At 67.5% G+C, this 23,121-nt stretch carries 23 protein-coding genes, 4 tRNA genes and 2 pseudogenes; 21 read left to right on the top strand and 8 right to left on the bottom strand.

All coding sequences use genetic code 11. The features are described 5' to 3' along the window. Positions 1–87: 87 nt before the first annotated feature. The 12 genes and pseudogenes from ACHMW8_RS22230 (at position 88) to ACHMW8_RS22175 (ending at position 8,829) form a co-directional block, all read left to right on the top strand. Complete coding sequence (locus ACHMW8_RS22230; RefSeq protein WP_125158118.1) at positions 88–1,308, top strand: LL-diaminopimelate aminotransferase; 1,221 nt, start codon at positions 88–90, stop codon at positions 1,306–1,308. A 29-nt stretch (positions 1,309–1,337) separates the two neighbouring features. Continuing rightward, complete coding sequence (locus ACHMW8_RS22225; RefSeq protein WP_395443761.1) at positions 1,338–2,627, top strand: homoserine dehydrogenase; 1,290 nt, start codon at positions 1,338–1,340, stop codon at positions 2,625–2,627. Between the two features lie 76 nt (positions 2,628–2,703). Further along, complete coding sequence (gene glpX, locus ACHMW8_RS22220) at positions 2,704–3,657, top strand: class II fructose-bisphosphatase (protein ID WP_125158120.1); 954 nt, start codon at positions 2,704–2,706, stop codon at positions 3,655–3,657. 62 nt (positions 3,658–3,719) lie between these two features. Continuing rightward, entirely contained in the window at positions 3,720–4,697 is a 978-nt protein-coding gene (locus ACHMW8_RS22215; RefSeq protein WP_125158121.1) for a class 1 fructose-bisphosphatase, read from the top strand. A 67-nt stretch (positions 4,698–4,764) separates the two neighbouring features. Continuing rightward, a pseudogene (gene recJ / locus ACHMW8_RS22210) lies at positions 4,765–6,595 on the top strand (single-stranded-DNA-specific exonuclease RecJ). A 134-nt stretch (positions 6,596–6,729) separates the two neighbouring features. Further along, positions 6,730–6,804: transfer RNA gene (locus tag ACHMW8_RS22205), tRNA-Glu, on the top strand. Positions 6,805–6,849: 45 nt separating this feature from the next. After that, positions 6,850–6,925, top strand: a tRNA-Glu gene (locus ACHMW8_RS22200). A gap of 172 nt (positions 6,926–7,097) precedes the next feature. Then, positions 7,098–7,687 (top strand): annotated as a pseudogene (gene cspD / locus ACHMW8_RS22195) (stationary phase survival cold shock domain protein CspD). A 120-nt stretch (positions 7,688–7,807) separates the two neighbouring features. Then, positions 7,808–8,236 (top strand): DUF192 domain-containing protein, encoded by a 429-nt coding sequence (locus ACHMW8_RS22190; RefSeq protein ID WP_395446029.1) that lies wholly within the window; start codon positions 7,808–7,810, stop codon positions 8,234–8,236. Positions 8,237–8,301: 65 nt separating this feature from the next. Then, positions 8,302–8,378 (top strand) — tRNA-Pro (locus ACHMW8_RS22185). Between the two features lie 40 nt (positions 8,379–8,418). After that, positions 8,419–8,724 carry an ETC complex I subunit gene (locus ACHMW8_RS22180; protein WP_125158123.1) on the top strand — a complete coding sequence of 102 codons (306 nt, stop codon included), beginning with the start codon at positions 8,419–8,421 and terminating at the stop codon, positions 8,722–8,724. Positions 8,725–8,752: 28 nt separating this feature from the next. Beyond that, positions 8,753–8,829, top strand: a tRNA-Arg gene (locus ACHMW8_RS22175). Here the strand turns inward: ACHMW8_RS22175 and ACHMW8_RS22170 are convergent. Next, positions 8,788–10,458 carry a recombinase family protein gene (locus tag ACHMW8_RS22170; RefSeq protein WP_395446028.1) on the bottom strand — a complete coding sequence of 557 codons (1,671 nt, stop codon included), beginning with the start codon at positions 10,456–10,458 and terminating at the stop codon, positions 8,788–8,790. The genes ACHMW8_RS22175 and ACHMW8_RS22170 overlap by 42 nt on opposite strands. Positions 10,459–10,831: 373 nt before the next feature. Here ACHMW8_RS22170 and ACHMW8_RS22165 point away from each other — a divergent pair, with 373 nt between their 5' ends. Then, positions 10,832–11,824 carry a glycosyl hydrolase gene (locus ACHMW8_RS22165; RefSeq protein ID WP_231737306.1) on the top strand — a complete coding sequence of 331 codons (993 nt, stop codon included), beginning with the start codon at positions 10,832–10,834 and terminating at the stop codon, positions 11,822–11,824. On the opposite strand, the gene ACHMW8_RS22160 is transcribed toward ACHMW8_RS22165, so the two are convergent. From ACHMW8_RS22160 to ACHMW8_RS22145, 4 genes are all read right to left on the bottom strand, one after another. Further along, positions 11,821–12,414, bottom strand: coding sequence for a hypothetical protein (locus ACHMW8_RS22160; protein WP_062093954.1), 594 nt, complete (start codon positions 12,412–12,414; stop codon positions 11,821–11,823). The two genes, ACHMW8_RS22165 and ACHMW8_RS22160, sit on opposite strands and share 4 nt — an antisense overlap. Before the next feature lie 89 nt (positions 12,415–12,503). Next, the gene (locus ACHMW8_RS22155; RefSeq protein WP_062093955.1) at positions 12,504–12,707 is read right to left on the bottom strand and encodes a hypothetical protein; all 204 of its coding nucleotides are present in this window, start codon (positions 12,705–12,707) and stop codon (positions 12,504–12,506) included. Between the two features lie 240 nt (positions 12,708–12,947). Then, positions 12,948–13,241, bottom strand: coding sequence for a hypothetical protein (locus ACHMW8_RS22150; protein ID WP_062093956.1), 294 nt, complete (start codon positions 13,239–13,241; stop codon positions 12,948–12,950). Between the two features lie 106 nt (positions 13,242–13,347). Continuing rightward, a complete protein-coding gene (locus ACHMW8_RS22145) occupies positions 13,348–13,743 on the bottom strand; it encodes a hypothetical protein (protein WP_395443760.1) in 396 nt (131 codons plus the stop codon). Positions 13,744–14,133: 390 nt separating this feature from the next. On the opposite strand from ACHMW8_RS22145, the gene ACHMW8_RS22140 reads away from it, so the two are divergent. From ACHMW8_RS22140 to ACHMW8_RS22125, 4 genes are all read left to right on the top strand, one after another. Further along, complete coding sequence (locus ACHMW8_RS22140; RefSeq protein WP_096033003.1) at positions 14,134–14,508, top strand: MmcQ/YjbR family DNA-binding protein; 375 nt, start codon at positions 14,134–14,136, stop codon at positions 14,506–14,508. 34 nt (positions 14,509–14,542) lie between these two features. Next, positions 14,543–15,661, top strand: coding sequence for a helix-turn-helix domain-containing protein (locus tag ACHMW8_RS22135; protein WP_062094543.1), 1,119 nt, complete (start codon positions 14,543–14,545; stop codon positions 15,659–15,661). A gap of 78 nt (positions 15,662–15,739) precedes the next feature. Continuing rightward, complete coding sequence (locus tag ACHMW8_RS22130; protein WP_125469919.1) at positions 15,740–16,051, top strand: hypothetical protein; 312 nt, start codon at positions 15,740–15,742, stop codon at positions 16,049–16,051. Between the two features lie 530 nt (positions 16,052–16,581). After that, positions 16,582–16,914 (top strand): DUF3768 domain-containing protein, encoded by a 333-nt coding sequence (locus ACHMW8_RS22125; protein WP_096034751.1) that lies wholly within the window; start codon positions 16,582–16,584, stop codon positions 16,912–16,914. Positions 16,915–17,052: 138 nt separating this feature from the next. On the opposite strand, the gene ACHMW8_RS22120 is transcribed toward ACHMW8_RS22125, so the two are convergent. Together ACHMW8_RS22120 and ACHMW8_RS22115 are read right to left on the bottom strand one after the other, a co-directional pair. Further along, positions 17,053–17,853, bottom strand: a complete 801-nt coding sequence (locus tag ACHMW8_RS22120) for a hypothetical protein (protein ID WP_062093592.1) — start codon at positions 17,851–17,853, stop codon at positions 17,053–17,055. A 2-nt stretch (positions 17,854–17,855) separates the two neighbouring features. Further along, entirely contained in the window at positions 17,856–18,365 is a 510-nt protein-coding gene (locus tag ACHMW8_RS22115) for a helix-turn-helix domain-containing protein (RefSeq protein ID WP_062093593.1), read from the bottom strand. 339 nt (positions 18,366–18,704) lie between these two features. Between ACHMW8_RS22115 and ACHMW8_RS22110 the strand changes: the two genes are divergently transcribed. Beyond that, complete coding sequence (locus tag ACHMW8_RS22110) at positions 18,705–18,977, top strand: hypothetical protein (protein ID WP_062093591.1); 273 nt, start codon at positions 18,705–18,707, stop codon at positions 18,975–18,977. 327 nt (positions 18,978–19,304) lie between these two features. Then, on the top strand, positions 19,305–21,539 hold the full coding sequence (locus ACHMW8_RS22105) for a ParB/RepB/Spo0J family partition protein (RefSeq protein ID WP_096033004.1): 2,235 nt from the start codon (positions 19,305–19,307) through the stop codon (positions 21,537–21,539). Between the two features lie 117 nt (positions 21,540–21,656). On the opposite strand, the gene ACHMW8_RS22100 is transcribed toward ACHMW8_RS22105, so the two are convergent. Further along, the gene (locus tag ACHMW8_RS22100) at positions 21,657–22,076 is read right to left on the bottom strand and encodes a thermonuclease family protein (RefSeq protein ID WP_096033005.1); all 420 of its coding nucleotides are present in this window, start codon (positions 22,074–22,076) and stop codon (positions 21,657–21,659) included. Between the two features lie 143 nt (positions 22,077–22,219). Between ACHMW8_RS22100 and ACHMW8_RS22095 the strand changes: the two genes are divergently transcribed. Both ACHMW8_RS22095 and ACHMW8_RS22090 read left to right on the top strand, forming a co-directional pair. After that, entirely contained in the window at positions 22,220–22,345 is a 126-nt protein-coding gene (locus tag ACHMW8_RS22095) for a hypothetical protein (RefSeq protein ID WP_272939022.1), read from the top strand. 423 nt (positions 22,346–22,768) lie between these two features. Next, positions 22,769–23,083 (top strand): DUF736 domain-containing protein, encoded by a 315-nt coding sequence (locus tag ACHMW8_RS22090; protein WP_096033006.1) that lies wholly within the window; start codon positions 22,769–22,771, stop codon positions 23,081–23,083. The last annotated feature ends 38 nt before the right edge of the window (positions 23,084–23,121 follow it).

Genomic DNA, 23,121 nt, shown 5'->3' with positions numbered 1-23,121 from the left:
TTGAACTGGCTTGGCGTGGCCCCGCTCGGGGTCTATCCATGCCCGACTTTTCGCTCCCAGAGCGCCGACGCGGCGCATAGAGCCCCCATGAGCACCGATTTTCACCGTATCCGCCGCCTGCCGCCGTACGTCTTCGAAGAGGTCAACAAGATCAAGGCGCGCCTCCGCGCCGAGGGGACCGATATCATCGACTTCGGCATGGGCAATCCTGACATGCCCACGCCCCAGCATATCGTCGACAAGCTGATCGAGACGGCGCGCGACCCCAAGGCGGGGCGCTATTCCGCGTCCAAGGGCATCCCCGGCCTTCGCAAGGCCATGGCCAACTATTACGGTCGCCGCTTCGGCGTGAAGCTGAACCCCGACACCGAGGTGATCGCCACGCTCGGGTCCAAGGAGGGCTTCGCCAACCTGGCCCAGGCCCTGACCGGTCCCGGCGACGTGATCATCTGTCCGAACCCGGCCTATCCGATCCACGCCTTCGGCTTCATCATGGCGGGCGGCATCATCCGCCACGTGCCGGCCCTGTCGCCGGAGGAGTACCTCTCCAACATCAGCCGCGCGGTGAAGCACTCGGTGCCGCCGCCCAGCGTGCTGATCCTGTCCTATCCGTCGAACCCGACCGCCCAATGGGTGGATCTGGATTTCTACAAGGACGCCGTGGCGCTGGCCAAGAAGCACGACCTGCTGGTGATCAGCGACGTGGCCTATGGCGAGATCTATTTCGAGAACAATCCGCCCCCGTCGATCCTGCAGGTGGATGGAGCCAAGGACATCGCGGTCGAGGTCAACTCGCTGTCGAAGACCTACGCCATGGCCGGCTGGCGCGTGGGCATGGTGGTCGGCAACGCTCGCATCTGCGCGGCTCTGGCTCGCGTGAAGTCGTACCTGGACTATGGCGCCTATACCCCGGTGCAGGTGGCCGCGGCCACGGCGCTCAACGGGCCCCAGGATTGCGTCGATGAGATCCGCGGCATCTACAAGAGCCGCCGCGACACCTTGATCAAGTCGATGAAGGGCGCCGGCTGGGACATCCCCAACCCGCCGGCCTCGATGTTCGCCTGGGCCAAGATCCCCGAGGCCTATCGCGAGGCCGGCTCCATGCTCTTCTCGCGCCTGCTGATCGAGGAGGCCGGCGTCGCCGTCGCCCCCGGCATCGGCTTTGGCGAGTACGGCGAGGGTTATGTGCGGATCGGCCTGGTCGAGAACGAGCACCGCATCCGTCAGGCCGCGCGCAACGTGAAGAAATTCATCGCCAACGCCGACTCCATCCTGGCCAAGGCTCACAACAAGATGGAACAGGCCTGAGGGCTGGTTTCGACTCCAAGGATTCGAAGATGACGAAAAAGACCTGGCGCGTCGGCGTCGCGGGCCTTGGCACCGTCGGCGGCGGACTTCTGCAGTTCCTGGTCGAGCGCCCGGATTTCGCGCCGGCCGGCGACCGGGCGGTGGTCACCGCCGTTTCGGCCCGCAACAAGACCCGCGCGCGTCCGGTCGATATCTCGACCCTGGCCTGGTTCGACGATCCGGTGGCCTTGGCCGCCTCGCCGGACGTGGATCTCTTCGTCGAGCTGATCGGCGGCAGCGACGGCCCGGCCAAGGCCGCGGTCGAGACCGCGCTGAAGGCCGGCAAGCCCGTGGTCACGGCCAACAAGGCCCTGATCGCCGTGCACGGCGCCGAACTGGCCGCCCTGGCCGAGGCCCAAGGCGTGCCGCTGCTGTTCGAGGCGGCCGTCATGGGCGGCACCCCGGCGGTGAAGATGCTGCGCGAGGCCATGGTCGGTGACGACGTCGTCTCCGTCGCGGGCATCCTCAACGGCACCTGCAACTTCATCCTGACCGAGATGGAGAAAACCGGCCGCTCGTTCGCCGACGTGCTGCGCGAAGCCCAAGGCCTGGGCTATGCCGAGGCTGATCCGACCACGGACGTCGGCGGTTTCGACGCTGGCCACAAGATCAGCATTCTGGCCGCCCTGGCCTTCGGCTGCGCCCCGAACTTCGAGGCCGCCGAGATCGAGGGCATCAGCGATGTCGAGCTGCTCGACATCAAGCTGGCCAAGGATCTGGGCTATCGCATCAAGCTGGTCGCCAGCGCCGCCAAGACCGCCGACGGCGTGGCCGTGAAGGTGCATCCGTCGCTGACCCCGCTGGATCATCCGCTGGCCCAGGCGGGCGGCGCGCTCAACGCGCTGTTCATCGAAGGCAAGCGCATCGGCCGGATCTTCATCCAGGGGCCGGGCGCGGGCGCGGGCCCCACCGCGGCCGCCGTGGCCGCCGACATCGCCGACGTGATGACCAGGGCCGTCCGCCCTGTGTTCCAGGCGCCGGCCGGCGCTCTGGCCCCGTTCATCGCCATCGATCCGGCCCGCGCGGTGGGCAAGGCGTATCTGCGAATCATGGCCAAGGATCAGCCCGGCGTGATCGCCGCCATCTCCGAAACTCTGGCCGAATGCGGTGTTTCGATCGATAGTTTCCTGCAAAAGCCTGTCGAAGGAGCGGGCGGCGTGCCGATCGTGCTCGTTACCCATGCGACGCCGGAATCGAACCTTCTGGATGCGATTAGCCGCATCGAAAAATTGCAGACCGTGCTAGAGCGTCCCCGCCTTTTGCGCGTCGCGCGCATCTAAACGACCGAGAAAACTCGGCGTCGAAGGCGACATTGGGAACAAGGCCACCTCTATCCGGGGCGGTTGGGAGAGACGGATGAGTTCGAACACCCTGGACCGCTCGCTGGTCCTGGACGCCGTTCGCGTAACCGAAGCCGCCGCCATCGCCTCGTGGACGATGCTGGGTCGTGGCGACGAGATGGCCGCCGACCAGGCCGCCGTCGACGCGATGCGCAACGCCTTGAACACGCTGGATATCGATGGCGAGATCGTCATCGGCGAAGGCGAGCGTGACGAGGCGCCGATGCTGTACATCGGGGAGAAGGTCGGCACGGGTAAGGGCCCCAAGATCGACATCGCCCTGGATCCGTTGGAAGGCACGACCCTGGCCGCCAAGGCCCAACCCAACGCTCTGACGGTGATGGCCTGGGCGCCCAAGGGCACGCTTCTGAACGCGCCCGACACCTATATGGACAAGATCGCCTGCGGTCCGGGGCTGCCCGCCGGGGTGATCGACCTGGACCGCTCGCCGGCCGAGAACATCAAGGCGATCGCCGACGCCAAGGGCGTGGCGGAGACCGAGATCACCGTCTGCGTCCTGGATCGTCCGCGTCACGCCGACATCATCGCCAAGGTCCGCGCGGCCGGCGCGCGCATCCATCTGATCACTGACGGCGACGTGGCCGGGGTGATCAACACCACCGATCCTTCGACCGGCATCGACCTCTATCTGGGCTCGGGCGGCGCGCCGGAAGGCGTCCTGGCCTGCGCGGCGCTGAAGTGCGTTGGCGGGCAGTTCCAGGGCCGTCTGCTGTTCCGCAACGCCGACGAGCGCGCCCGCGCCGCTCGGTGGGGCGTGACCGATCTCGACAAGAAGTACGACCTGCACGAGATCGTCCGGGACGAGGCGATCTTCGCCGCCACCGGCGTGACGCGTGGCGGGCTGCTGGATGGCGTCGTCTTCCGCGACGGCTGCGTCCATACCCACACCCTGGTGATGAACTCCGCGACGGGCACCGTCCGCGAGGTCCGCATGAAGCGGAAGGTCTGAGACCTTTCTGTCATGGCCGTCTTGTAGGGCGGCCTTTCTGCTTTCGGTTTCGAGGATACGAGATGACCGCCTTCGTCGACCTGGCCGCCCGGCTCGCGGCCGAGCCGGCCGACGCCGCCCTCAAGGACGTCGTCCAGACGATCGCCGCCACGTGCGCGCGGATCAGCCGCGTGGTCGCCAGCGGCGCGCTGTCGGGCAGCCTGGGCGCGGCCGGCAGCACCAACGTCCAGGATGAGGAGCAGAAGAAGCTCGACGTCATCACCAACGACATGCTCAGCGACGCCCTGAAGGGCTGCGCCGCCGTCGCGGGCCTGGCCTCGGAAGAGCTGGAAGAGGTCGAGCCGACCGGCCGTGTCGGCGGCTATCTGGTGACCTTCGACCCGCTGGACGGTTCCAGCAATATCGACGTCAACGTCTCGGTCGGGACGATCTTCTCGGTGCTGCCCGCGCCAGCCGGCCATGCGCCGACCGAGGCCGATTTCCTGCAGGCCGGTCGCGGGCAGGTCGCCGCCGGCTATGCCGTCTACGGTCCGCAGACCATGCTGGTCCTGACCTTGTCGGGCGGTGTCGACGGCTTCACGCTCAGCGCCGACGGTCAGTGGCTGCTGACCCATCCGAGTCTGGCGATCAAGGCCGATACGGCCGAGTTCGCGATCAACATGTCCAACCAGCGCCACTGGGCGCCGCCGGTGCGCCGCTATATCGACGGCTGCCTGGCGGGCAAGGATGGTCCCCGGGGCAAGAACTTCAACATGCGCTGGGTGGCCTCGATGGTCGCAGACGTCCATCGCATCCTGATGCGCGGCGGCATCTTCATGTACCCGTGGGACGCTCGCGAACCGGCCAAGCCGGGCAAGCTTCGCCTGATGTACGAGGCCAACCCGATGAGCCTGCTGATCGAGCGGGCGGGCGGCAAGTCGACCGAGGGCCTGGCCGACATCCTCGACATCCAGCCGACCAAGCTGCACCAGCGCGTGCCGGTGGTGCTGGGTTCGGCCAACGAGGTCGAGGCGGTGCGCCGCGAGATGCAAGCGGGCTGACCCACGTCCGGGACTGTCGTCGCCGCGCCGCATGGTCCGAATCCGCGTGACCAGCTATTCTCCAGCGATGCCCGCCGATGGTGTCACCGATATTTCCGCCAGCGCCTCGCCTGGCGCCTTTCTGGGCGTCGAACGCTCGCTCAGCGGCCGCGCCTGGCGCGAAAGACCGGCCGACATGGCCGTCGTGCGCGACATCCAGCAGCGTCACGGCCTGAGCGAGCCCCTGGCCCGCGCCCTGGTCTCGCGTGGCGTCTCACTGGAGCAGGCCGAGCACTATCTACGCCCGACCCTGAAGGCGCTGTTCCCGGATCCGTCCAGCTTCACCGACATGGACCGGGCCGCCGAGATCCTGATCGACGCCCTGGAGCGAGGCCGGCCGACCATGGTCTTCGCCGACTACGATGTCGACGGGGCCACCAGCGCCGCCCAGCTCGTCCGTTGGTTCCGCTACATGGGCGTCGAACTGCCCATCTACATTCCCGACCGCCTGACCGAGGGTTATGGCCCCAGCCCGGCGGCGTTCAAGACGATTCGCGACGGCGGAGCCGAGCTGGTCGTGACCCTGGACTGCGGCGCGGCCGCCTATGACGCCATCGCCAGCGCCGCCGAAATTGGCCTGGAGGTCGTGGTCATCGACCACCATCTGATGCGCGAAGATCCGCCGGCCGCCGCCGCGGTGGTTAACCCCAACCGTCCCGGGTGCCAGAGCGGGCAGGGGGTCTTGGCCGCCGCCGGGGTCACCTTCGTCCTGCTGGCCGCCCCTGAATCGCGAGGCCCGCAAGCGCGGCCTGTTCTCCGACGATCGTCCGCAGCCGGACCTGCGTCAGTGGTTGGATCTCGTCGCTCTGGGCGAGGTCTGCGATGTCACCCAGCTGGTCGGCTTCAACCGCGCCCTGACGGCGCTGGGCCTGCGGACCATGGGGGCGTGGGCCAATCCCGGACTGAAGGCCTTGTTCGAGGTCGGAAAGGGCTCGGGCGAGCCGTCCGTGTTCCACGCCGGATTCATCCTGGGGCCTCGTATCAACGCCGGCGGCCGTATCGGGCGCTCGGACCTCGGCGCCATGTTGCTGTCGACCGACGATCCTCTGGAGGCCGCCGCTCTGGCCGAGGAGCTGGACGGGCTCAACACCGAGCGCAAGGCCGTCGAGGCCGCCGTGGTCGAGGAGGCCGCCGCCATGCTGGAGCGCGGTAACTTCAACACCGATGCGCCCGTCATCGTGGTGGCCGGCGAGGACTGGCATCCGGGCGTCATCGGCATCGTCGCGGGCCGCCTGCGCGAGCGTTATCGCAAGCCGGTGGTGGTGATCGGCGTCGACCGCGCCGCCAATGTCGGCAAGGGCTCGGGCCGTTCGCAGCCCGGCGTCAATCTGGGCCGGGCCATTCAGGCCGCCTTCGAGGCGGGGCTGCTGATGGCCGGCGGCGGCCACGCCATGGCCGCCGGCCTGTCGATTCGTCCCGAGATGATCCCCGAGTTCCGCGCCTTCCTGGAGGAACACCTGGCTGGCGAGATGGAGGCCGTGGGCGTCGAATCGGTCGAGATCGACGCCTTGGTTCAACCGCGCGCGGCGAATCGGGCGCTGCTCGACGACTTCCAGCGCCTGGCGCCGTTCGGGCCCGGCAATCCCGAGCCGATGTTCGCCCTGACTCAGGTGCGGCCCGACCGGGTCTCGGCCCTCAAGGGAGGGCACGTGCGCATGGACCTCGTCGGACCGACCGGCGACCGTATCAAGGCCATCAGCTGGCGCAGCGCCGAGACGCCGCTGGGCCAGCGTCTGTTGGCGGGCGGCGGCGCGCTGGACGTCGTCGGCAAGCTGAAACCGGACGATTATATGGGCCGAAACGGCGTCCAGCTGGAGATCGAGGACGCCCACGATCCCAGAGCGCGGTACGCGCTCTAGGCTGCGGGAGGTCGAGCGAAACTGTGTTTGGCTCGACGGCGTGGACGGACTGAAAGTCGGACCGAAAAAATGACTTTCGGCGGCTTGCGCGCCCCCAAGGTCGCGGCTATACACCCGCTTCCTCGCGGGGCCGTGGTCCCTTCGTCTATCGGTTAGGACGCCAGATTTTCAATCTGGAGAGAGGGGTTCGACTCCCCTAGGGACTGCCACCCGCGAGGCTATATATCGGCTATGTTCCGCTTCGGCGGCGATGTGGTCCCTTCGTCTATCGGTTAGGACGCCAGATTTTCAATCTGGAGAGAGGGGTTCGAACTCCCCTAGGGACTGCCACTTTCGGCTGTATTTCAGAATTGTTTCTGTGTTGTTTCTGCGACGAAATGTCGCGGAACGCCTTTGTGCGCCCTTTTGACGTGATTTCGTCATTGACGGCTCTCCTCACGCGAGAACACTGTTCTCGTAGTGCTCGCTCCGATGGGCTGATTGGGCGAGCCAGAGGGGTGGGATGTCTGGTTTCGATTTTGAGGACGCTGCGGCGCACGAAGAGTTCGTGCGCATCAGCGGGAAGGTGAAGTGGTTCGACGCCGGCAAGGGTTACGGGTTCATCGTACCGGATGATCCGGGCCAGACCGGGCTTAAGGACGTGCTTCTGCATGTGACGTCGCTGCGCAACTGCGGGCGCGAAACCGCCATGGAGGGGGCGGTGATCGTGTGCGACGTGGTGCGAAGGCCCAAGGGCTGGCAGGTCAGCGAGGTCGTCAATCTCGACGAAAGTAACGCCGCGGCGCCGATCGAGCGGCAGCGGCGGACCTTCGCCGACGGGCCGACGCGTCGCGATCCCCTGCGGGAAGGCCATGGGCGCCACGCCCTGGAACCCGAAGGGCCGGCCGAGCACGCCAAGGTCAAGTGGTTCAACCGCACCAAGGGCTACGGCTTCGTGATCCGCGACGCCGAACCTGGGGACATCTTCGTGCATATCGAGACGCTCCGGCGGGGCGGGCTTGGGATCTGCAGCCGGGCGACGATGTCCTGGTGCGGTTCGCGCGGGGCCCCAAGGGCTTGGTGGTCGCGGAAATCACCGCCGGCGACGCCTGACTTTAGGGGCCTCGCTTTCGCCATCTTGGGGGGAAGGCTAGTCTCGACCGAGATTGGCTTTTCCCGAGGTGATGCGTGGCGGAACGGATGATCGGAAGGCGGGCGCTGCTCGCCGGGCTGATGCTGGGCGTCAGCGCGGGCGCCAACGCTTGGGCCGCGCCTGGGAGTAAGCTGGAGACGGTGGAAATCGTCACCCTGCGCGGTCGCCAACGCTTCCAGGTCGAGATCGCCGCCACCCGCGCCCAGCAGGAGCGGGGGCTGATGTTCCGCAAGAGCCTGGCGCCCGACCGCGGGATGCTCTTCACCTACGCCAAGCCCCAGCGCGTGGCCTACTGGATGAAGAACACCCTGATTCCGCTCGACATCATCTACATCGCGCCGAATGGCAGGATCCTGTCGATCGCCCGCAACGCCCGGCCGCACGACGAGACGCCGCTCGCCTCGGGCGGCCTGGTTCTGGGCGTTCTGGAGCTGGCGGGCGGTCGCGCGGCGCAGCTGGGCATCCTGCCCGGCGACCGCGTTCTGCATCGAATCTTCCCGAAGGGGTGAATTGCGGCGTCCGGATCGTTGATCCGCGCTTCGAACCCCTGTAGAGCACCCGCCTGCCGATGTTTCGGAGCGTAGCGCAGTCTGGTAGCGCGCCTGGTTTGGGACCAGGATGTCGCAGGTTCAAATCCTGCCGCTCCGACCATCGGCAAGGTATTCTCGGTAAGGTACTCTGGGAGAGGTCCATGCTGGCCCGCATCTATCGCCCCGCCAAGAACGCCATGCAGTCCGGCAAGGCCAAGACCAAGGACTGGGTGCTGGAGTTCGAGCCGGCCTCGGCCCGCAAGCCCGACCCGCTGATGGGCTGGACCACGTCCAGCGACATGAACGGCCAGATCCGCCTGACCTTCGAGACGCGTGACGAGGCGGTGGCCTACGCCCAGCGCCACGAGATCGCCTTCCAGCTCTTCGAACCGAAGACCCCCAAGCGGATCATCAAGGCCTATGCCGACAACTTCGCCGCCAACCGCAAGCAGCCCTGGACCCACTAGGGCCGCCGCGGATCCGGCCGGCCAGCGCGCGCCCTTAGCTCAGCTGGATAGAGCACTCGCCTTCTAAGCGAGCGGTCGCTGGTTCGAATCCAGCAGGGCGCGCCACCCTGGTGCAAAACCCGGCAGCGCTAACGCCGCCGATTGTACGCCATTGTTGCTCGCCAGGGTTCGGAGCAATTCCACCCTTGAGCCACAGATCCTCGCCTCATGCGGGGACAGCAATTCCACCTTCTGGGCAACGGCCCGGATGAGATCCCGGCGATAGGCGCCGGCTTCGTCCCTGAACATTTCCCGCGTCGCTTCAGAGAACCGGCGCAGCAAGTCCGGCGTCAGCGCGGGCGTGATCCCGTCGATGGCCTTAGCCGCGCGCTGGGCGTCGCCGTCGGCTTTGTCGCGCTGGGCCTTCAGGGTTGTGACCCGTTGCTTGAGCGATGGATCGCCTGGATCGATGATCCCTTGCTCGATCGAAAGGTAGAGACGCTGAAGCCGCTGGTCGGCTTCGGTGGCGCGCTTGCGCAGGTCGGCGACGTGCCGATGCCGGCGTTCAATCCACTCCGACCGGCGGTCGATGATGTTGTCCATCATCGTGGCCAGTCGTTCGGGATTGAGCAGACGGTTCTCCAGGTGGTCGATCACCGAGGCGTCCAGCAGATCCATCCGCACGGCCATGCCTTCGCAACCGACCGGACCCTGACGCGCGTTGGTGCAGCAGGTGTAGTAGCGATAGGCGCCGCCCTTGCCGGTCCGCAGCGTCATCGCCTTGCCGCAGAGCCCGCAAAAGCAGATGCCGCCCAGCAGGATCGAGCTGTTCACGAAGCGTGGGGCCATGGCCCTGGGATTGCGCAGCGACATGGCGCGCTGCACGGCCTCGAACGTGTCGCGCTCGATCAGCGGCGGCACGGCCATCACGACATGCTCGGTGTCGTCCTTGGGTTCCTGGCTGGCCCAGTTGCGGCTGTTGAAGACGTGCTCGCCGATATAAGTCGTCCGCGTCAGGGTATGGTGGACGGTGCCTACGCCCCATCGGCCGCCGCCGCGCGTGGTGATGCCCTTGTCGTTGAGATAGGTGGCGATCGACTTCAAACCCATGGGGCCGCTGTTTTCGACACCGTGCAGCGCCAGGCGGAAGATCTGGCGCACGGTCTCGGCGCCGATGGGGTCGATCTCGAGCTTCTTCTTGATCCGCTCACCGCGTTGTTCGGCCGTGATGACCCGATAGCCGAGCGGCGGGTGGGAGCCGTTCCAGAAGCCCTGGCGCGCGTTTTCCTTCATCGCGCGCAAGGTGTGCTTGGCGTTCTCGCGCGATTGGTACTCGTCGAAGAGGTTCATCATCTGGCGCACCATGATCCCCATCGGATCGTCGCCAACCTCCTGGGTGATCGAGACGATGCGGACCCCGTTTTTGGCCAGCTTGCGGGCGTAGAACTCGAAGAGGAACTGGTCACGGAAGAAGCGCGAGAACGAGTGGACCAGGATGACGTTGAACGGCGGCGGCTTGGCGGTCGCCGTGTCGATCATCTGCTGGAACGCCGGGCGGCGGTCGTCGGTGGCCGAGTTGCCCGGTTCGACAAACTCTTCGGCGACGGGCCAGCCCTTGGCCTGGCAGTAGGCTCGAAGTTGTCGGCCCTGATCGGGAATGGAAAGGTCGCTTTCGGCCTGCCGGCCGGTCGAGACCCGGAGATAAAGCGCCGCGCTCGGTGCGGTGGGCGGGGGAGGTGTCTTACGCTTGGCCATCGTTTTCCCTGTGGATCAGGGCAGGGGTCCGAGCAGTTCGGCCAGCACCTTCTCCAAATACGCCTCGGTGATCCGCAACTCCGCTTCGGAGATCGGCACCACGTCGGGCCAATCGTCGGAAACAGAGGGAAGCCGGATCACCCTGCGTTTGGGTGAGACGTTCGGACGGGCAGGGGTTGGTAGTTCCGGAGACAAATAATCGTAGAGGTCGCCCACGGCGCTACGGTTCAGCTTGGGCTTTCGGCGGGACATGACGCATGGACGCGCCAGCTGGGCGCATGGAACAAGAGGCGGCGCGGTCGGGGCGTAGAGAGACTGGCGATCGGCGGAAATCGGCGGGGCGTCGCGATCGACGTCGTGTGAGAGGGTGGCGATGAGCGGGCAGAGCACGCGAAGGGCGGCGATGACGGCGGGTCTGGCGTTCGCGATGGCGCCGGGCATGGCGCGGTCCACGCCGTCGTCGCGTCAGCTGAGCAATCCGAACGCATCGGCCGAAGCTCGGGCGCTTTATACTCTGCTCTGGCGGTTCTACGGCCGAAAGACCCTGACCGGTCAGCAAGAGGGCGTGGCGAGGCCCGACGTCGAGTTGGACTATATCGAGAAGGCAACGGGTCGGTTGCCGGCGATACTGGGCCTGGACTACATCGAGCCGCGCCTGAACGCCGGGGTCAATGATCGCGCCACGGCCTGGAGCCGTTCTGGCGGCATCGTCACGATCTGCTGGCACTGGGGGGCGCCGGACATCGGTCCGGGCTACGAGAATTCCAAGAAGGACTTCGACCTCACCGCGGCCCTGCAGCCCGGCACGGCCCAGAACCTGGCTCTGCATCGTGATCTTGCGCGAATCGGTGATCTGCTGACCGAGCTTCGCGATCACAAGGTGCCTGTGCTGTGGCGACCGCTTCATGAGTTCAGCGGCGACTGGTTCTGGTGGGGCAAGCACGGCCCGGCCGCGTTCAAGGCGCTCTGGGCGCTGATGTACGACGAGTTCACCCATCGCCGCGGTCTCGACAACCTGATCTGGGTGGCGGGCTGGGCCGGGCAGAACGTCGATCCAGCCTGGCATCCTGGGCGCGGCCAGGTCGATATCGCCGGCGCCGACATCTACGCTGACGACCACGGCGCGCTGGCGCCGATGTTCGGAGCGATGAAGGCTATCGTCGGCGACACTATCCCGATCTGCCTGCACGAGAACGGGCCGATCCCGGATCCGGCGCTTCTTGGTCCGCAGGCCGACTGGCTCTGGTTCATGACCTGGCACACGCGCTGGCTGATGGATCCTGGCCAGAACGATCCGGAGCGGCTGAAGGCGTTCTATGCGTCGGACCGCTATCTGACGAAGGACGAGTTGAGGTCCGGCGTCTAGATCTCGTCGTGGCTCTGGAGCGCCAGCTTGGCTTTTCGGTCCGCCACGGCGGCCAGTGAGCGGGTCAGGTAGTCTTCCGTCGAATGATCCGGCGAGCTGTGGGCGGGGTCCAACTTCCGTTCTGTTCGAAGGGTATGGGCGACGCCTAGCGCCTGAAGGCCCAGCTTCAGGGCGGTTTCGGCGATGAGCTGGGAATGGTCCCACTGGTCGGCGAATTCGGCGTCAGCGGTGATCTCGGCGCCGGCGTCCGAGCGGGCGACGCGAAAATGCAGGACCTTGGTGGCCAGCTTCGTGCCCAGCGCCTGCCAGGCGATATCGTCGGGATAGTCCTTGAGCGCCGGCAGCCGTGTCGCCAGCTCGCCCGCGCCACCGCGCGAAGAGCGATGGGTATCGTGATCGCCATAGACGCTCGCGCAGTCGCCCGCGAACTCCTCCAGCAGCAGCGCCAGGCGCAGCGCCGAGAACGCCGCCGTCTTGTCGTTGGCCATCTTCTCGCGCAACCACGGCGCGCCCTGGGCGATCAGGCCGCTGATGACGCCGCCGATGACCGATGAGCCCAGGATCAGGCCGATGATGGTTTTGGTGTCCATGGCCGCACCCTAGCCAGGCTGTTGCGCGACGGCCAATGGAGCAGCGACCGCCCCAAGTTCGCCCATGATCGGTAAGTCGGAGCCAAGGGTCATGGCCGGGTCTCCACAGCAGCCGGCCTGTCCTTGATGTGTTGAAGCGCCGTCGTGATATCGGGCTTGAAGAACCACAGGACCAACGCGATCACCGCCAGAACTCCAATAATGCCCAGGCCTTGACCGCTGACTTCGAGCGGCCAGGCGCGCACAGTGATGGCGTGCGCCGGTTTGTCGTCTTTGGATTGTTGGGAGGTCATCGACACAGCCTTTCATTTAAGGAAACGAAAGACCGAAGGTTTTGTCGGGCTGTTCCGGGGGCGCGTCAAACGGAAAACTTGCGTCCGATTCCGGATATTTCTCTTGAATCGCGCACGCCGGTCTCGTGGCGCCGGAATTGTCCCTCGTCCCCGCTCTCGACCTTGTGCGTTTCGACCACCGTTACATTCAGCTTCCCAGGTCGAGCCGCTTCGGTCTTGCGGTGGTCGGTGGCGCGGGGGTCAAGCCTGGGGTGGCTCGACCTGACGCACCGCGCGCCAGTAGGACCAGGGCTTGGCGATCACCAGCTCGATCAGGAACCAGGCCTCATCGCCCTCGAACGGCGGCACCTGCTCGGGATCGATGAAGCTGACGCTGGAGCGCCGGTTCTTGCGGCCGCCGGGAAAGGTGAAATGCAGGGTGCGGCGGACGAGCTTGCCGTCGATGACATCCTGGCAGGTCCGGCGCGTGAGCTTCTCGATGGCCTGGCGGTGGATGCGGGGCGCCTTGGGCGAGGCGGGCTGGGCTTGCAGCATGGCGAGATCCGGACGCAGGGGCTCGATCCCGGCGAAGGACGATCCGCCGAGGCAAGCGATGGGGTTGTGTGTTCTTTAAATGTTCTCGTTTCGCCAGGGCGGCGCGTCAATCGTCCGCAAGTCGAGCCGACGACGACGTCCACAGGCCGCGCACAGTTTTCCGGCCAGGTTGGGCGTAGGGGCTAGTGTCGCGGGCGCCGGCCAAGGCGATGACCCGGCGCAGGCAGGCGTGACCGGGCGCCAGGCGATGGGCCAGCGGCAACAGGGCGGCCAGGACCCGCGCGTCCTGGCCGCAGAGTTCGGCGGTCAGGTGCGCGATCAGCGGCAGATCCGGTTCAGCGAGGCGACGGCGTTGCTCTGTCAGCCGAGTTAGGTACCGGGCGCCGCCGTAGCGTGGATAGCTGGCGATGACCGCGTCGACCTCCTGCGCCAGGTCGGCGAGGCGCCGCCCGACCCCCGCGGCGTGGGCCGCCCGGATGAAGGTCTCCAGATCCTTGGACATCGGCGAGGCTCTAGGTGGCTCCGGCTTAAGGCCAAGTTTCCGCAACGGCAGCGTTTGCCGAAATCGGGACCAGCGACCTGGATGGTGAGCCACCGGCGGGCACGCTCGGTCCCGCCGCGCGCCCTGGCGGGCGCCGCCTCCGCTCGCGGCTCCTACGGGCGCGCCCCTGCGGGCCGGCCTTGGCCGGCCGCCGGCGGCTCGGCGCCGCTTCCCGACCGCGCTTTGCGCGGTCTCCTTGCAGTCTCCATTGTCATGGGCGCTCGCTGTCGCGCGCGCGCAGGGCCGACGGCGCTCGACCCTGGCGACCGTTTCTGACGCAGAGCGCCGTCAGCTTTGCGACCAGGACGCGACTCATGGCCATGAAGGGCGTCGCTCCGTGCGAGGATGGTTATGACGCCTGAAGCCTTCTCCGATCTCGCCTGCCGCCTGGGCTCCGGTGTTCAGGTCCGTCCGATCCTCGACGCGGTTCAATTCCGGATCGGCGACAAGGCTTTCGCGACGTTGGGATGGCCCGCGGCGGGCTGGGCGGTGATCAAACTCAGCCGCAAGGACCAGGCCCGCGTCCTGGGTCGCAGTGACGCGGTCACCGTCGAGCCAGGCCGGCGGCGCAACACCGGCGTGACCCTGGTGCGGCTGCAGGGCGTGGACGAGGACCTGATGGCCGAGATGCTGGTCGCCGCGTTCGGCGAGGTCTACCGCCAGGCTGGGCGGGGGCGGGGGCGGCGGACCGGCGAAGAGGGTGTTGTCCTGGCCGGGCGGGGATAGGCGCGGCGCAGGTCACGCAGCACAGGGGGATGGCATGATCGAACGGACCCTGGACGACATCGACGCGGCGGATCTGGCTCGTCTGATCGAAGCTGGACGACCTGAAGGTCGGCGGCTCGACTACAAGCTGACGCTACCTGGACGGGGCGACGCCGACACCAAGGAGTTCCTGGCCGACATCACCGCCCTGGCCAATACCGATGGCGGCGATCTGATCTACGGCATGCGTGACGTTGAAGGCGTCGCCGCGGAACTGGTGGGCCTGCCGACCGAGGGTCTGGATGGCGAGATCCTGCGGCTGGAGAGCCTGGTGCGCGATGGCATGGATCCGCGCGTGCCACGGGTGCGCTTCCACGTAACGCCGTTGGAAGGTGATCGCGTGGCGCTGATCGCTCGGGTCGGGGCGAGCCTGGTGGCGCCGCATCGCGTCACCCTCAAGGGCACGAGCCGCTTCTTCGCGCGAAACAGCCGGGGGAAATACGAGATGGACACCGGTGAGCTGCGTCTGGCCTTTGCGGCCTCGGACCAGACGCCCCGCAAGCTGCGCGACCTGCACACAGCGGCGGTTCAGGCGATCTCTGGCGAGAACATGCCTTGTCGGCTGGAGGCTGGTCCGGCCTTGGTCCTGACCCTGGCGCCCCTGTCGATCCTACGCGAACCCCGCGATCTGGCGGAAAATGCGCTGCTGCCGCCGCTGCACGGTCGGGGTTACGACATGGCGGTGGGGCTCGATGGGGTGATCGCCTTCGTTCCCCTCGGGCACACTGAGGAGGCGACCACCGGCTGGGCTGTGAACCATCGTCGCGGCTACATCGATGTGGCGACGGTCATCGGCGCCACGCGGGAGGGGCAGGGGCGCGTCTGGCCTCAGCGCTTTCGTGAGGCCCTGTTCGGGACCGTGCGCCATGGCCTGACGCGGCTCCGGAATCATGGGGTCGAGGGCCCCTGGACACTCATGGCCACGGTGTTGGGCGTGCGCGACTTCATGTTGATCGGTGGCTACGACTTCTCCGCCGGACCCGCCTTCCAGAATATCGCCTATCTGGGCGAGGTCCTGGACGACACGCTGGCGAATGACAGCCTCGAACCCCTGTGGGCTGCGTTCCTGCGCTTATTCGGGGTCGAGGATCCACGGATGTGGAAGGTCGACTAGCTGGGCGGTTCGACTTGGTGCTCGTGAGCGCGCTGTCCTCGGCAGGGCGCTGGGCGGCTAGGCGACGGGCGTCTTGGAGTGAAGCCCAAGACGCCCTTCAGTACCTTAGCAGACCACGGCGAGGCCTCCGCTATTGCAGAGGATCAACGCTTGGTCGCCCACAACGAACATGTGGAAGCCTCGGCGACGGACCTCGGCCTCCAGCAGCGCCATAGAAGCGTGGAAATTGACCCAGCCGATATTGCGGCGGACGAGCCCGCCGTTGCGAGCTTGTCGAGAGCGGAAAATTTGTTGAATGAATGGATTATACAATCTATTTTGTCCTTATTGATTTCAGTTCATTTGATTTCTTTCTCAGCCGTCGGTTTGAAGGGCGCTGAAAACGGGTAGAGGAATTCCAACCGTACCTATATACTATCACATAACTTGCCCCTTGTCAAGCTTGGTTAACGCCGTTCGCCGAGTTGGCGTTCGCTCGATCAGGCGTGGGAACGGGCCAGATAGGGTTCCGCCCGGCGCTTTCGCGCCGGGCTTCCCCCTCTACGGAGAGCGACCGGCGGGCACGCTCGGTCCCGCGGCTTTCGCCGCTCCCTCGGGCGCGCCCCTTCGGGCGGCTGGCGCCGCCGCCGGCCGCTCGACGCCGCTTCCCGCCCGCGCCGGACGCGGGCTCCTTGCAGGCTTCATCTTTGCTCAGGGCGCCGGCCTGGCGGCCGGCCGCGTGCTGGGGCTCTGCCCCTAGCGCACTTCGGATCGGCTTCCGCCCAGCTTCGGGCGTGAGACGGCGATCGGGCATCCGGACAGGCGCGCCCTGCAGCCGGGTCCCCGCGAAGCCGCCCCTCCGTTTGCCCCCGGTCTCGCCGACGGGCGCCGGGTTCGAGCGCGCCTTTTGCGCTCGAACCCGTCAGCCCAAGGAGGCTTTCATGACCGAGGAAGACCACGCCGCCGCCATCGCGGCCCTGAACGACGCCTGCCGCGCCGAGCCCGGCGCGGGCTGGACCCTGACCCCTGGGGTGCGAACCCTGCCCGAGGCCAAGCTGGCCCAGGCCCTGGCCGGGGTCACCGCCTTCGCTGACTTTTCCGAGGACAACGACCCCCACGGCGAGCGCGACTTCGGCGCCTTCGAGGTCGGGGGCGCGCGCCTGTTCTGGAAGATCGACTACTACGACCTCGACCTCTGTATGGCCTCGCCCGATCCGGCCGACCCGGCCGTGACCAAGCGGGTCCTGACCCTGATGCTGGCCGAGGAATACTGACGGGGCCGGGGCTGGGGCGGCCTGGCCGCCCCGGTCTTGGGTGACTAGGGCAGGGGGCTTACGGCAGCGCTTGGCGCCGCGCGCCGCCGCTTTGGGCGGCGGCGCGTCGGGTCATTGGCGCGCAGGTCGGGCGGGGCCTTAGCCCCCGTGGAGCATCGTCCACACCTTCCAGCCGCCGGTCACCACGGTCAGGACGGGCGCGGCGATCGTGCAGACCAGCACCACCGGGTTGCTCTTCAGCCATTGCACCAGGCCGCCAGCGGCGCCGATGCGGTCGGCCAGCGAGGCCTCGGTCTTCAGAGTGTCTTCGTTGGCCTTGGTCGCCACCGCGTACATCAGGTCGACGCGATTGTGCAGGGAGCGGTCGACCACTTCGAAGTCGCCGCGCTCCAGCGCCGCGGCCTGTTCGGCGCCATCGACCAGGTGCTTGGTGACCAGCCGGTTGCGCTCGGCCAGGCTCCGCAGGCGGTTGTCCCGCGCCGCGTAGTTGTCGCCATAGAGATCGATCATCCGAGCGGCCAGGTCGACGCGAAGCGCCTCGGGGATCTTGACCGGCCGGCCACCGAGCTGGCGATAGCGGTTTTCCAACGCGGCGAAGCCAAAGGTGGAGTCGCGCATGTTCCAGTGCAGCCAGTGCGTCGCGGCCAAATGGCTGCTGACGAAGGCGTAGAAGGCCTTGAACATCTCGCGCTCGGCCTGGTCGAGTTCCTGCGGGGTGGCCTTGGCCGGTTCCACGCCCGCTCGACGCAGCATGGTGCTCATCTCGAAGCTCTGGGTGGCCCCACTGCCCAGGTTGCGCGCGGCGATCGCGGTGACGCGACGGTCGGGCTTTTCGAACCCCTCGCAGGCATAGTGAACCACGAAGGCGTGGGCGCGGGAGGCCATGGAGCGGGCGATTTCTTCGCGCGCGGCGGTCCGGCGGGTCAGGGTCGTGGTCATGCTCAGGCTTCCTTCGACGTCGCCTTCTTGGGCGCGCTGTTACGCACGGCCCGGCTACGATCGCGTTCGGCCTGATCGGCCGCGGCCTTCAGCGCCTTGGCCGCCGCTTCGAGACGGGCGACCAGCGGCGTCAGATCGTAGCGGTTGGAGGTCTGGCCGCCGTGCGCCCGGTGACGGGCTTCCGAAACGATCAGGCCGCCGTCCACCAGCTTCTTGATCGACCGCTGGATGGTCTTCTCAGAAACGCCGAGCAGCTTGGCCAGCTTGGCCTTGGAGGGCCAGGGCATGTCCCCCGGCTTCCACCAGAGATCGATCAGGATGACGAGCACGGCCAGCTCGCTGGCCTGGATGCCGAGGCTGGGCAGGCTGCGGAGCATCACCGAGGGCACGACCGCGAAGCCGGTGTCGAGGCTGGACTTCCATTTCTGCCGCAGGATCTTTTCGACCTCGGCCTTGGGCAGGCGCGGGGCCAGTTGAATGATATTGTTGTCGTCTTCGTCTTCGTCAGACATCGAGGTCTCCAAAAAAGCAGTTGCCTTGGACACCAAGATGCGGAAGATCATCTCGTAATTCCAGGGCTCCGCCGTTATTTGGCCGGGTCAGATATGTCCCTGGGGGTGAGCCATCCATGTCTCCCCGCCCTGGACGCCGATGTCCCCCGAATCATGATCCGTGAGCCAGTATCCCCGGGCGAACGATCCCCATGATACCCGAACCCCGGGTCAATTTGACCTGGGGGTGCGGCTTAAAACGATTGTTTGATCTTTACCTTGGGGCGCGCGGGACGCGCCTTTCGTCGCGGTCCGTCAAAATGCGACTTACGTGGCGCCCAGAACGGCTATGCTGCGCCTATGGCCACGCTCACTTCCTTCACCTTCGTCTGCCTGGCCGCCAACCAGGTCGCCACCCATGTCGATGTCCAGGACCTGGAAGAGGTCGGTGTTCGGCCACATGCCCGCCAACTCCTGCGCGACCATGCCAGCGCCGACGCCGTCGAAGTCTGGCGGGACGAGCGGGTCTGGGAAGTGATCGGGCGCGATGGGGTGCGAGCCATCGCCGGCGGCCGTGATACGGTCGATCCGGCTTTGGGCAACACGCTGTCCGTGGACGCCGGCCAGGCCTGATCGCGACCACGCGCGCCGGGCAGGCCGGGTAGGGCCACCCCAACATCGTCTTCCAAAACTTCTGGCTTGTCGCGATCGCAAGCGAGCGCGGTTTGTCATGACGGCCGCCCTGAAGGGCGGCCGCGTGCTGGGGCTCTGCCCCTAGCGCACTTCGGATCGGCTTCCGCCCAGCTTCGGGCGTGAGGCGGCGATCGGGCATCCGGGCAGGCGCGCCCTGCAGCCGGGTCCCCGCGAAGCCGCCCCTCCGTTTGCCCCCCGGTCTCGCCGACGGGCGCCGGGTTCGAGCGCGCCTTTTGCGCTCGAACCCGTCAGCCCAAGGAGGCTAAAATGACCACCTCACAGACCGCCGCCGTCGCTCAGCACGGCCAAGTTCAAGACATCGCCCTCAACCGCCTGAAGGCCTCGCCCAAGAATGTCCGGCGCGTGGGCCATCCGGCCGAGGTGATCGAGGAGCGCGCCGCCTCGATCAAGGCCAAGGGCGTCATCCAGCCGCTCGTGGTCGAGCCCGAGACCAAGGACGGCCAAGCGACCGGCTACTACCTCGTCAGCGTCGGGGAAGGACGTCGTCAGGCCCTGCGCCTGCTGGCCAAGCGCAAGGTGCTGTCCAGGACCGCGCCCGTCCGCTGCGTGGTGGATACGGTCAACGACCCGGCCGAGGTGTCCCTGGACGAGAACATCAGCCGCGAGTCCATGCACCCGGCCGACCAGTACGAGGCCTTCAAGGACTTGGCCGAGCGCAAGGGCTGGAGCGCCGAGGAGATCAGCGCCCGGTTCGGCCCCAGCCCCGAGACCGTGCGTCAGCGCCTGCGCCTGGGCGCGGTGGCTCCGGCCTTGCTCGATATCTACCGCGAGGGCGGGCTGAACCTGGAGCAGATCGTGGCCTTCGCGGTCAATCCCGATCCTGAACGCCAGATGCAGGTCTATGCCCAGCTGCCGGAACACCAGCGCGAACCGCGCGCCATCCGCCGGGCGATGACCGACGCCAAGGTCGCCGCCACCGAGCGCCGGGCCGTCTTCGTCGGCCTGGACGCCTATGTGGCTGCGGGCGGGCCGGTCCTGCGCGACCTCTTCACCCAGGAGGGCGAGGGCTGGCTGGAAGATGTCGTGCTGCTGGACCGGCTGGTGGCCGAAAAGCTGTCGGCGATCGCGGAGGCGGTGCGCGATGACGAGGGCTGGAAGTGGAGCGAGGCCTATCTCGACTTCCCCCACGGCCTGGGCTGCTCGCGCGTCTTTGAACGCCGTCGGCAGCGGTCGGCCGAGGATCGGGAGGCGATTGCCGCCCTGTATGACGAGGACAACGCCCTGACCGAGCAGTGGGCCGAGATCGACCCGCCGCCGCCCGAGGTCGCCGCGCGCTTCGAAGAGATCGAAGCGGCCCTCGAAGCCTACGGCGACGACGTCGCCTTCGACCCCGAGGAAAAGGCCCGTGCGGGCGTCGTCGTCTGGCTGCCCTCGGACGGCGAGGCCCGGATCGAACGCGGCTTCGTTCGGGTCGAAGACGAGCTTGCCCCCGAGCCCGACCCTGAGCCCGAAGCGGAGGACGAGGCCGACGAGGGCATCGGGGACGACGACGATCAGGACGATGAGGCCGACGAAGCCCGCGCCGATGCGTCCGAGGTGGAGGAGGAGATCGTGCCTGACGCGACCGCCCCGCTTTCGCCGCGCATCCAGGGCGACCTGACCGCTCATCGCAGCGCGGCCTTGCGCTGCGTCCTGGCCGAGAACCCCGACATGGCCCTGGTCGCCCTGGTCCACGTCCTGGCCCTGCGGGTGTTCGGGCGGGGGTCTCCGATCCCGTCCTGCCTGGACGTGCGGATGGGCTCGCGCACGCTGCCCAACGACGGGGAGGGGATCGAAGACAGCCGCGCGGGTCTGGCCAACGCCGAGCGCCACGCGGCCTGGGCGCGGCAAATGCCCGAGGACCCGACCCGGTACTGGAGTTTCATCGTCGAGCTGGACGGCGACAGCCGCCTGTCGCTGCTGGCCCACTGCCTGAGCCTGACGGTGGACGCGGTGCATAACTGGGAGCGCCGCCCCGGCGTCTGGCTGCACGCCGACCAGTTGGCGGCGGCGCTGGACCTGGACATGCGCGACTGGTGGAGCCCGACGCGTCGCCGCTACCTGGACGCCGTCACCAAGGCGCACATCCTGGGCGCGGTCGCCGAGGCCTCCAAGCCTGAGGACGCCCTGCGCATGGCCAAGCTGAAGAAGGAGCAGATGATCGAGATCGCCGAACCCGCGCTGGTCGCGGCCCGGTGGTTGCCGCCGCTGCTGCGCAACCCGCTGGCGGTCGGTGTCGAGCAGCCGCGCGAGACGGCCGACCCGGCGGGCGCGTTGGGCGACGGCGAGGCCATCGAGGGCGAGAGCGCCGACCCCGCGCTGGCGCAATCGGCTCTTGGCGAGGCGACGTCCGAGGACGAGGCCCTGTCGGTCGCCCTCGGCGCGCCCGAGATCGACGACCAGCCGCCGCTCTCGGCTCTTGGCGAGGCGGTGTCCGACATGGCCGCGCCGAGCGATGAGGACGAGGCCGAAGTGGCGGCCATGCTGACGGCGGCCGAGTAGGGGGCGGGCGGCCTTCGGGCCGCCCGACTTCGGGCGCACGGGCCTTGGACGGGCGGCCGATCCTTTGGGATCGGCCGCCTTTTCTTGTATTCGGAGCCTGTGATCCCGTCCCGGGCGCTAGCGCGCCCGCCGAGGCGCAGCGCCTGGCGCCCAAGCGCCGCGACCAGCCGCGCGCGCTTGGGCTTCCGGCTCCGCATAGGCGCCTTTGCTGTAGGCGCGCCACTCGGTGGCTAGCCCTGACCGGATCATGGCCGCGTTGATGTCGGGTGTCTGGCTCGACCAGCAGCGGGCGACCTGTCGGCCATACCGGTCCTGGTCGACGACCCGACAGCCGACGCGGCCGCGCGTCAGGCTGATCAGCAGGTCCCGCGCCTCATAGGAAAGCGGCTCGGCGGGGGTCTTGCCGCGCCGCACCTCAGGCGCATCGACGCCGAACAGGCGGATGCGGTCGGCGCCACACCGTAGGGTGTCGCCGTCGTGGACCGTCGGCGCGGTGCAGGCGATCAGGCCAGCGGCGAGGAGGGCGAGGGCGGTCATGGCGCGGGTATAGCCCGGAACGATCGCAGCGCCAGCACATGGGCGCGAGACGTTTCGCGCTGATCGGGCGATGGTCGCCCGGCCGATGGGCGGGCGTTCGGGCCGTCAGTCGTCGCGTGCCTGGGCCGCGACCAGACCAGGGTGTGGACGCCATCGATCTGGACCAGGGCGGCGTTGATCGCGTCGGCCAGGCCGATGTCGTCCCGCTTGAGCAAGGCATGCTCAGTCCCGACCTTGCTGGTCTCTTCCAGATGGCCCCGAACGCCTAGCCGACGGCGAATACCCGATAGTCGAGGTCGCATTCGCCGGATGTCTCGACCGGGCGGATGGTCACGGACTTGACCCTGAGGCGGCGGGCGCGGCTCGAGCCGGTGAACGAACCGTCCGCATGGAGCGCGACGGCGCCTCGGGCGCCATCCTGATCTCTCCGGGATCTTCCAGGCCACGCCGGACACGGCCTCTCAAGGGCTTGATCTGGCTGGATCCGGTCCTCCTCCGCAACCGGCGGCGGCGCCTTTCTTCCCCAGGCGGCGCGCCGCCTTTCCTCGCGAGACAAGAAACTTGCCGCCTTCGGTCCTGCGCCAGGCTTCGGGAGCGCCGCGCGCGGCGCCCTGCGGGGACGACTTCGGTCCAGCCGGACGATCGCCATCGAGGCCGCGATCGGCGCGGCCCGAAAGATCGGAGAGACCAAAATGGCTACCCTCGGCACCTTCACGCTCCATGCGGACGGTTCGTTCACCGGCTCGATCCGCACCCTGAGCCTCAACGTCAAGTCCGTGACCATCCGCCCGGTCGAGAAGACCGGCGAACGCGGCCCCGACTATCGGGTGTTCGCCGTCGGCTACGAGTTCGGGGCCGGTTGGAAGAAGACCAGCAAGGACGAGAAGGAGTACGTCTCGCTCAAGTTCGACGACATCGGCTTCGCCGACGCGATCAACGCCGCCCTGGTCCAGATCGATGGCGTCCACACCCTGGTCTGGTCGCGGCCCCAGGCGCGCAACGACTGACGGCCCGGCCGCTCCGCCCATCGGCGGGGCGGCCATCG

It is taken from the genome of Caulobacter sp. UC70_42 (assembly GCF_044056025.1).
In the GTDB taxonomy this organism is placed as follows: Bacteria; Pseudomonadota; Alphaproteobacteria; order Caulobacterales; family Caulobacteraceae; genus Caulobacter.
Note: the sequence above shows the minus strand (reverse complement) of the source record. Positions and strands in the feature narration are given on the sequence as shown.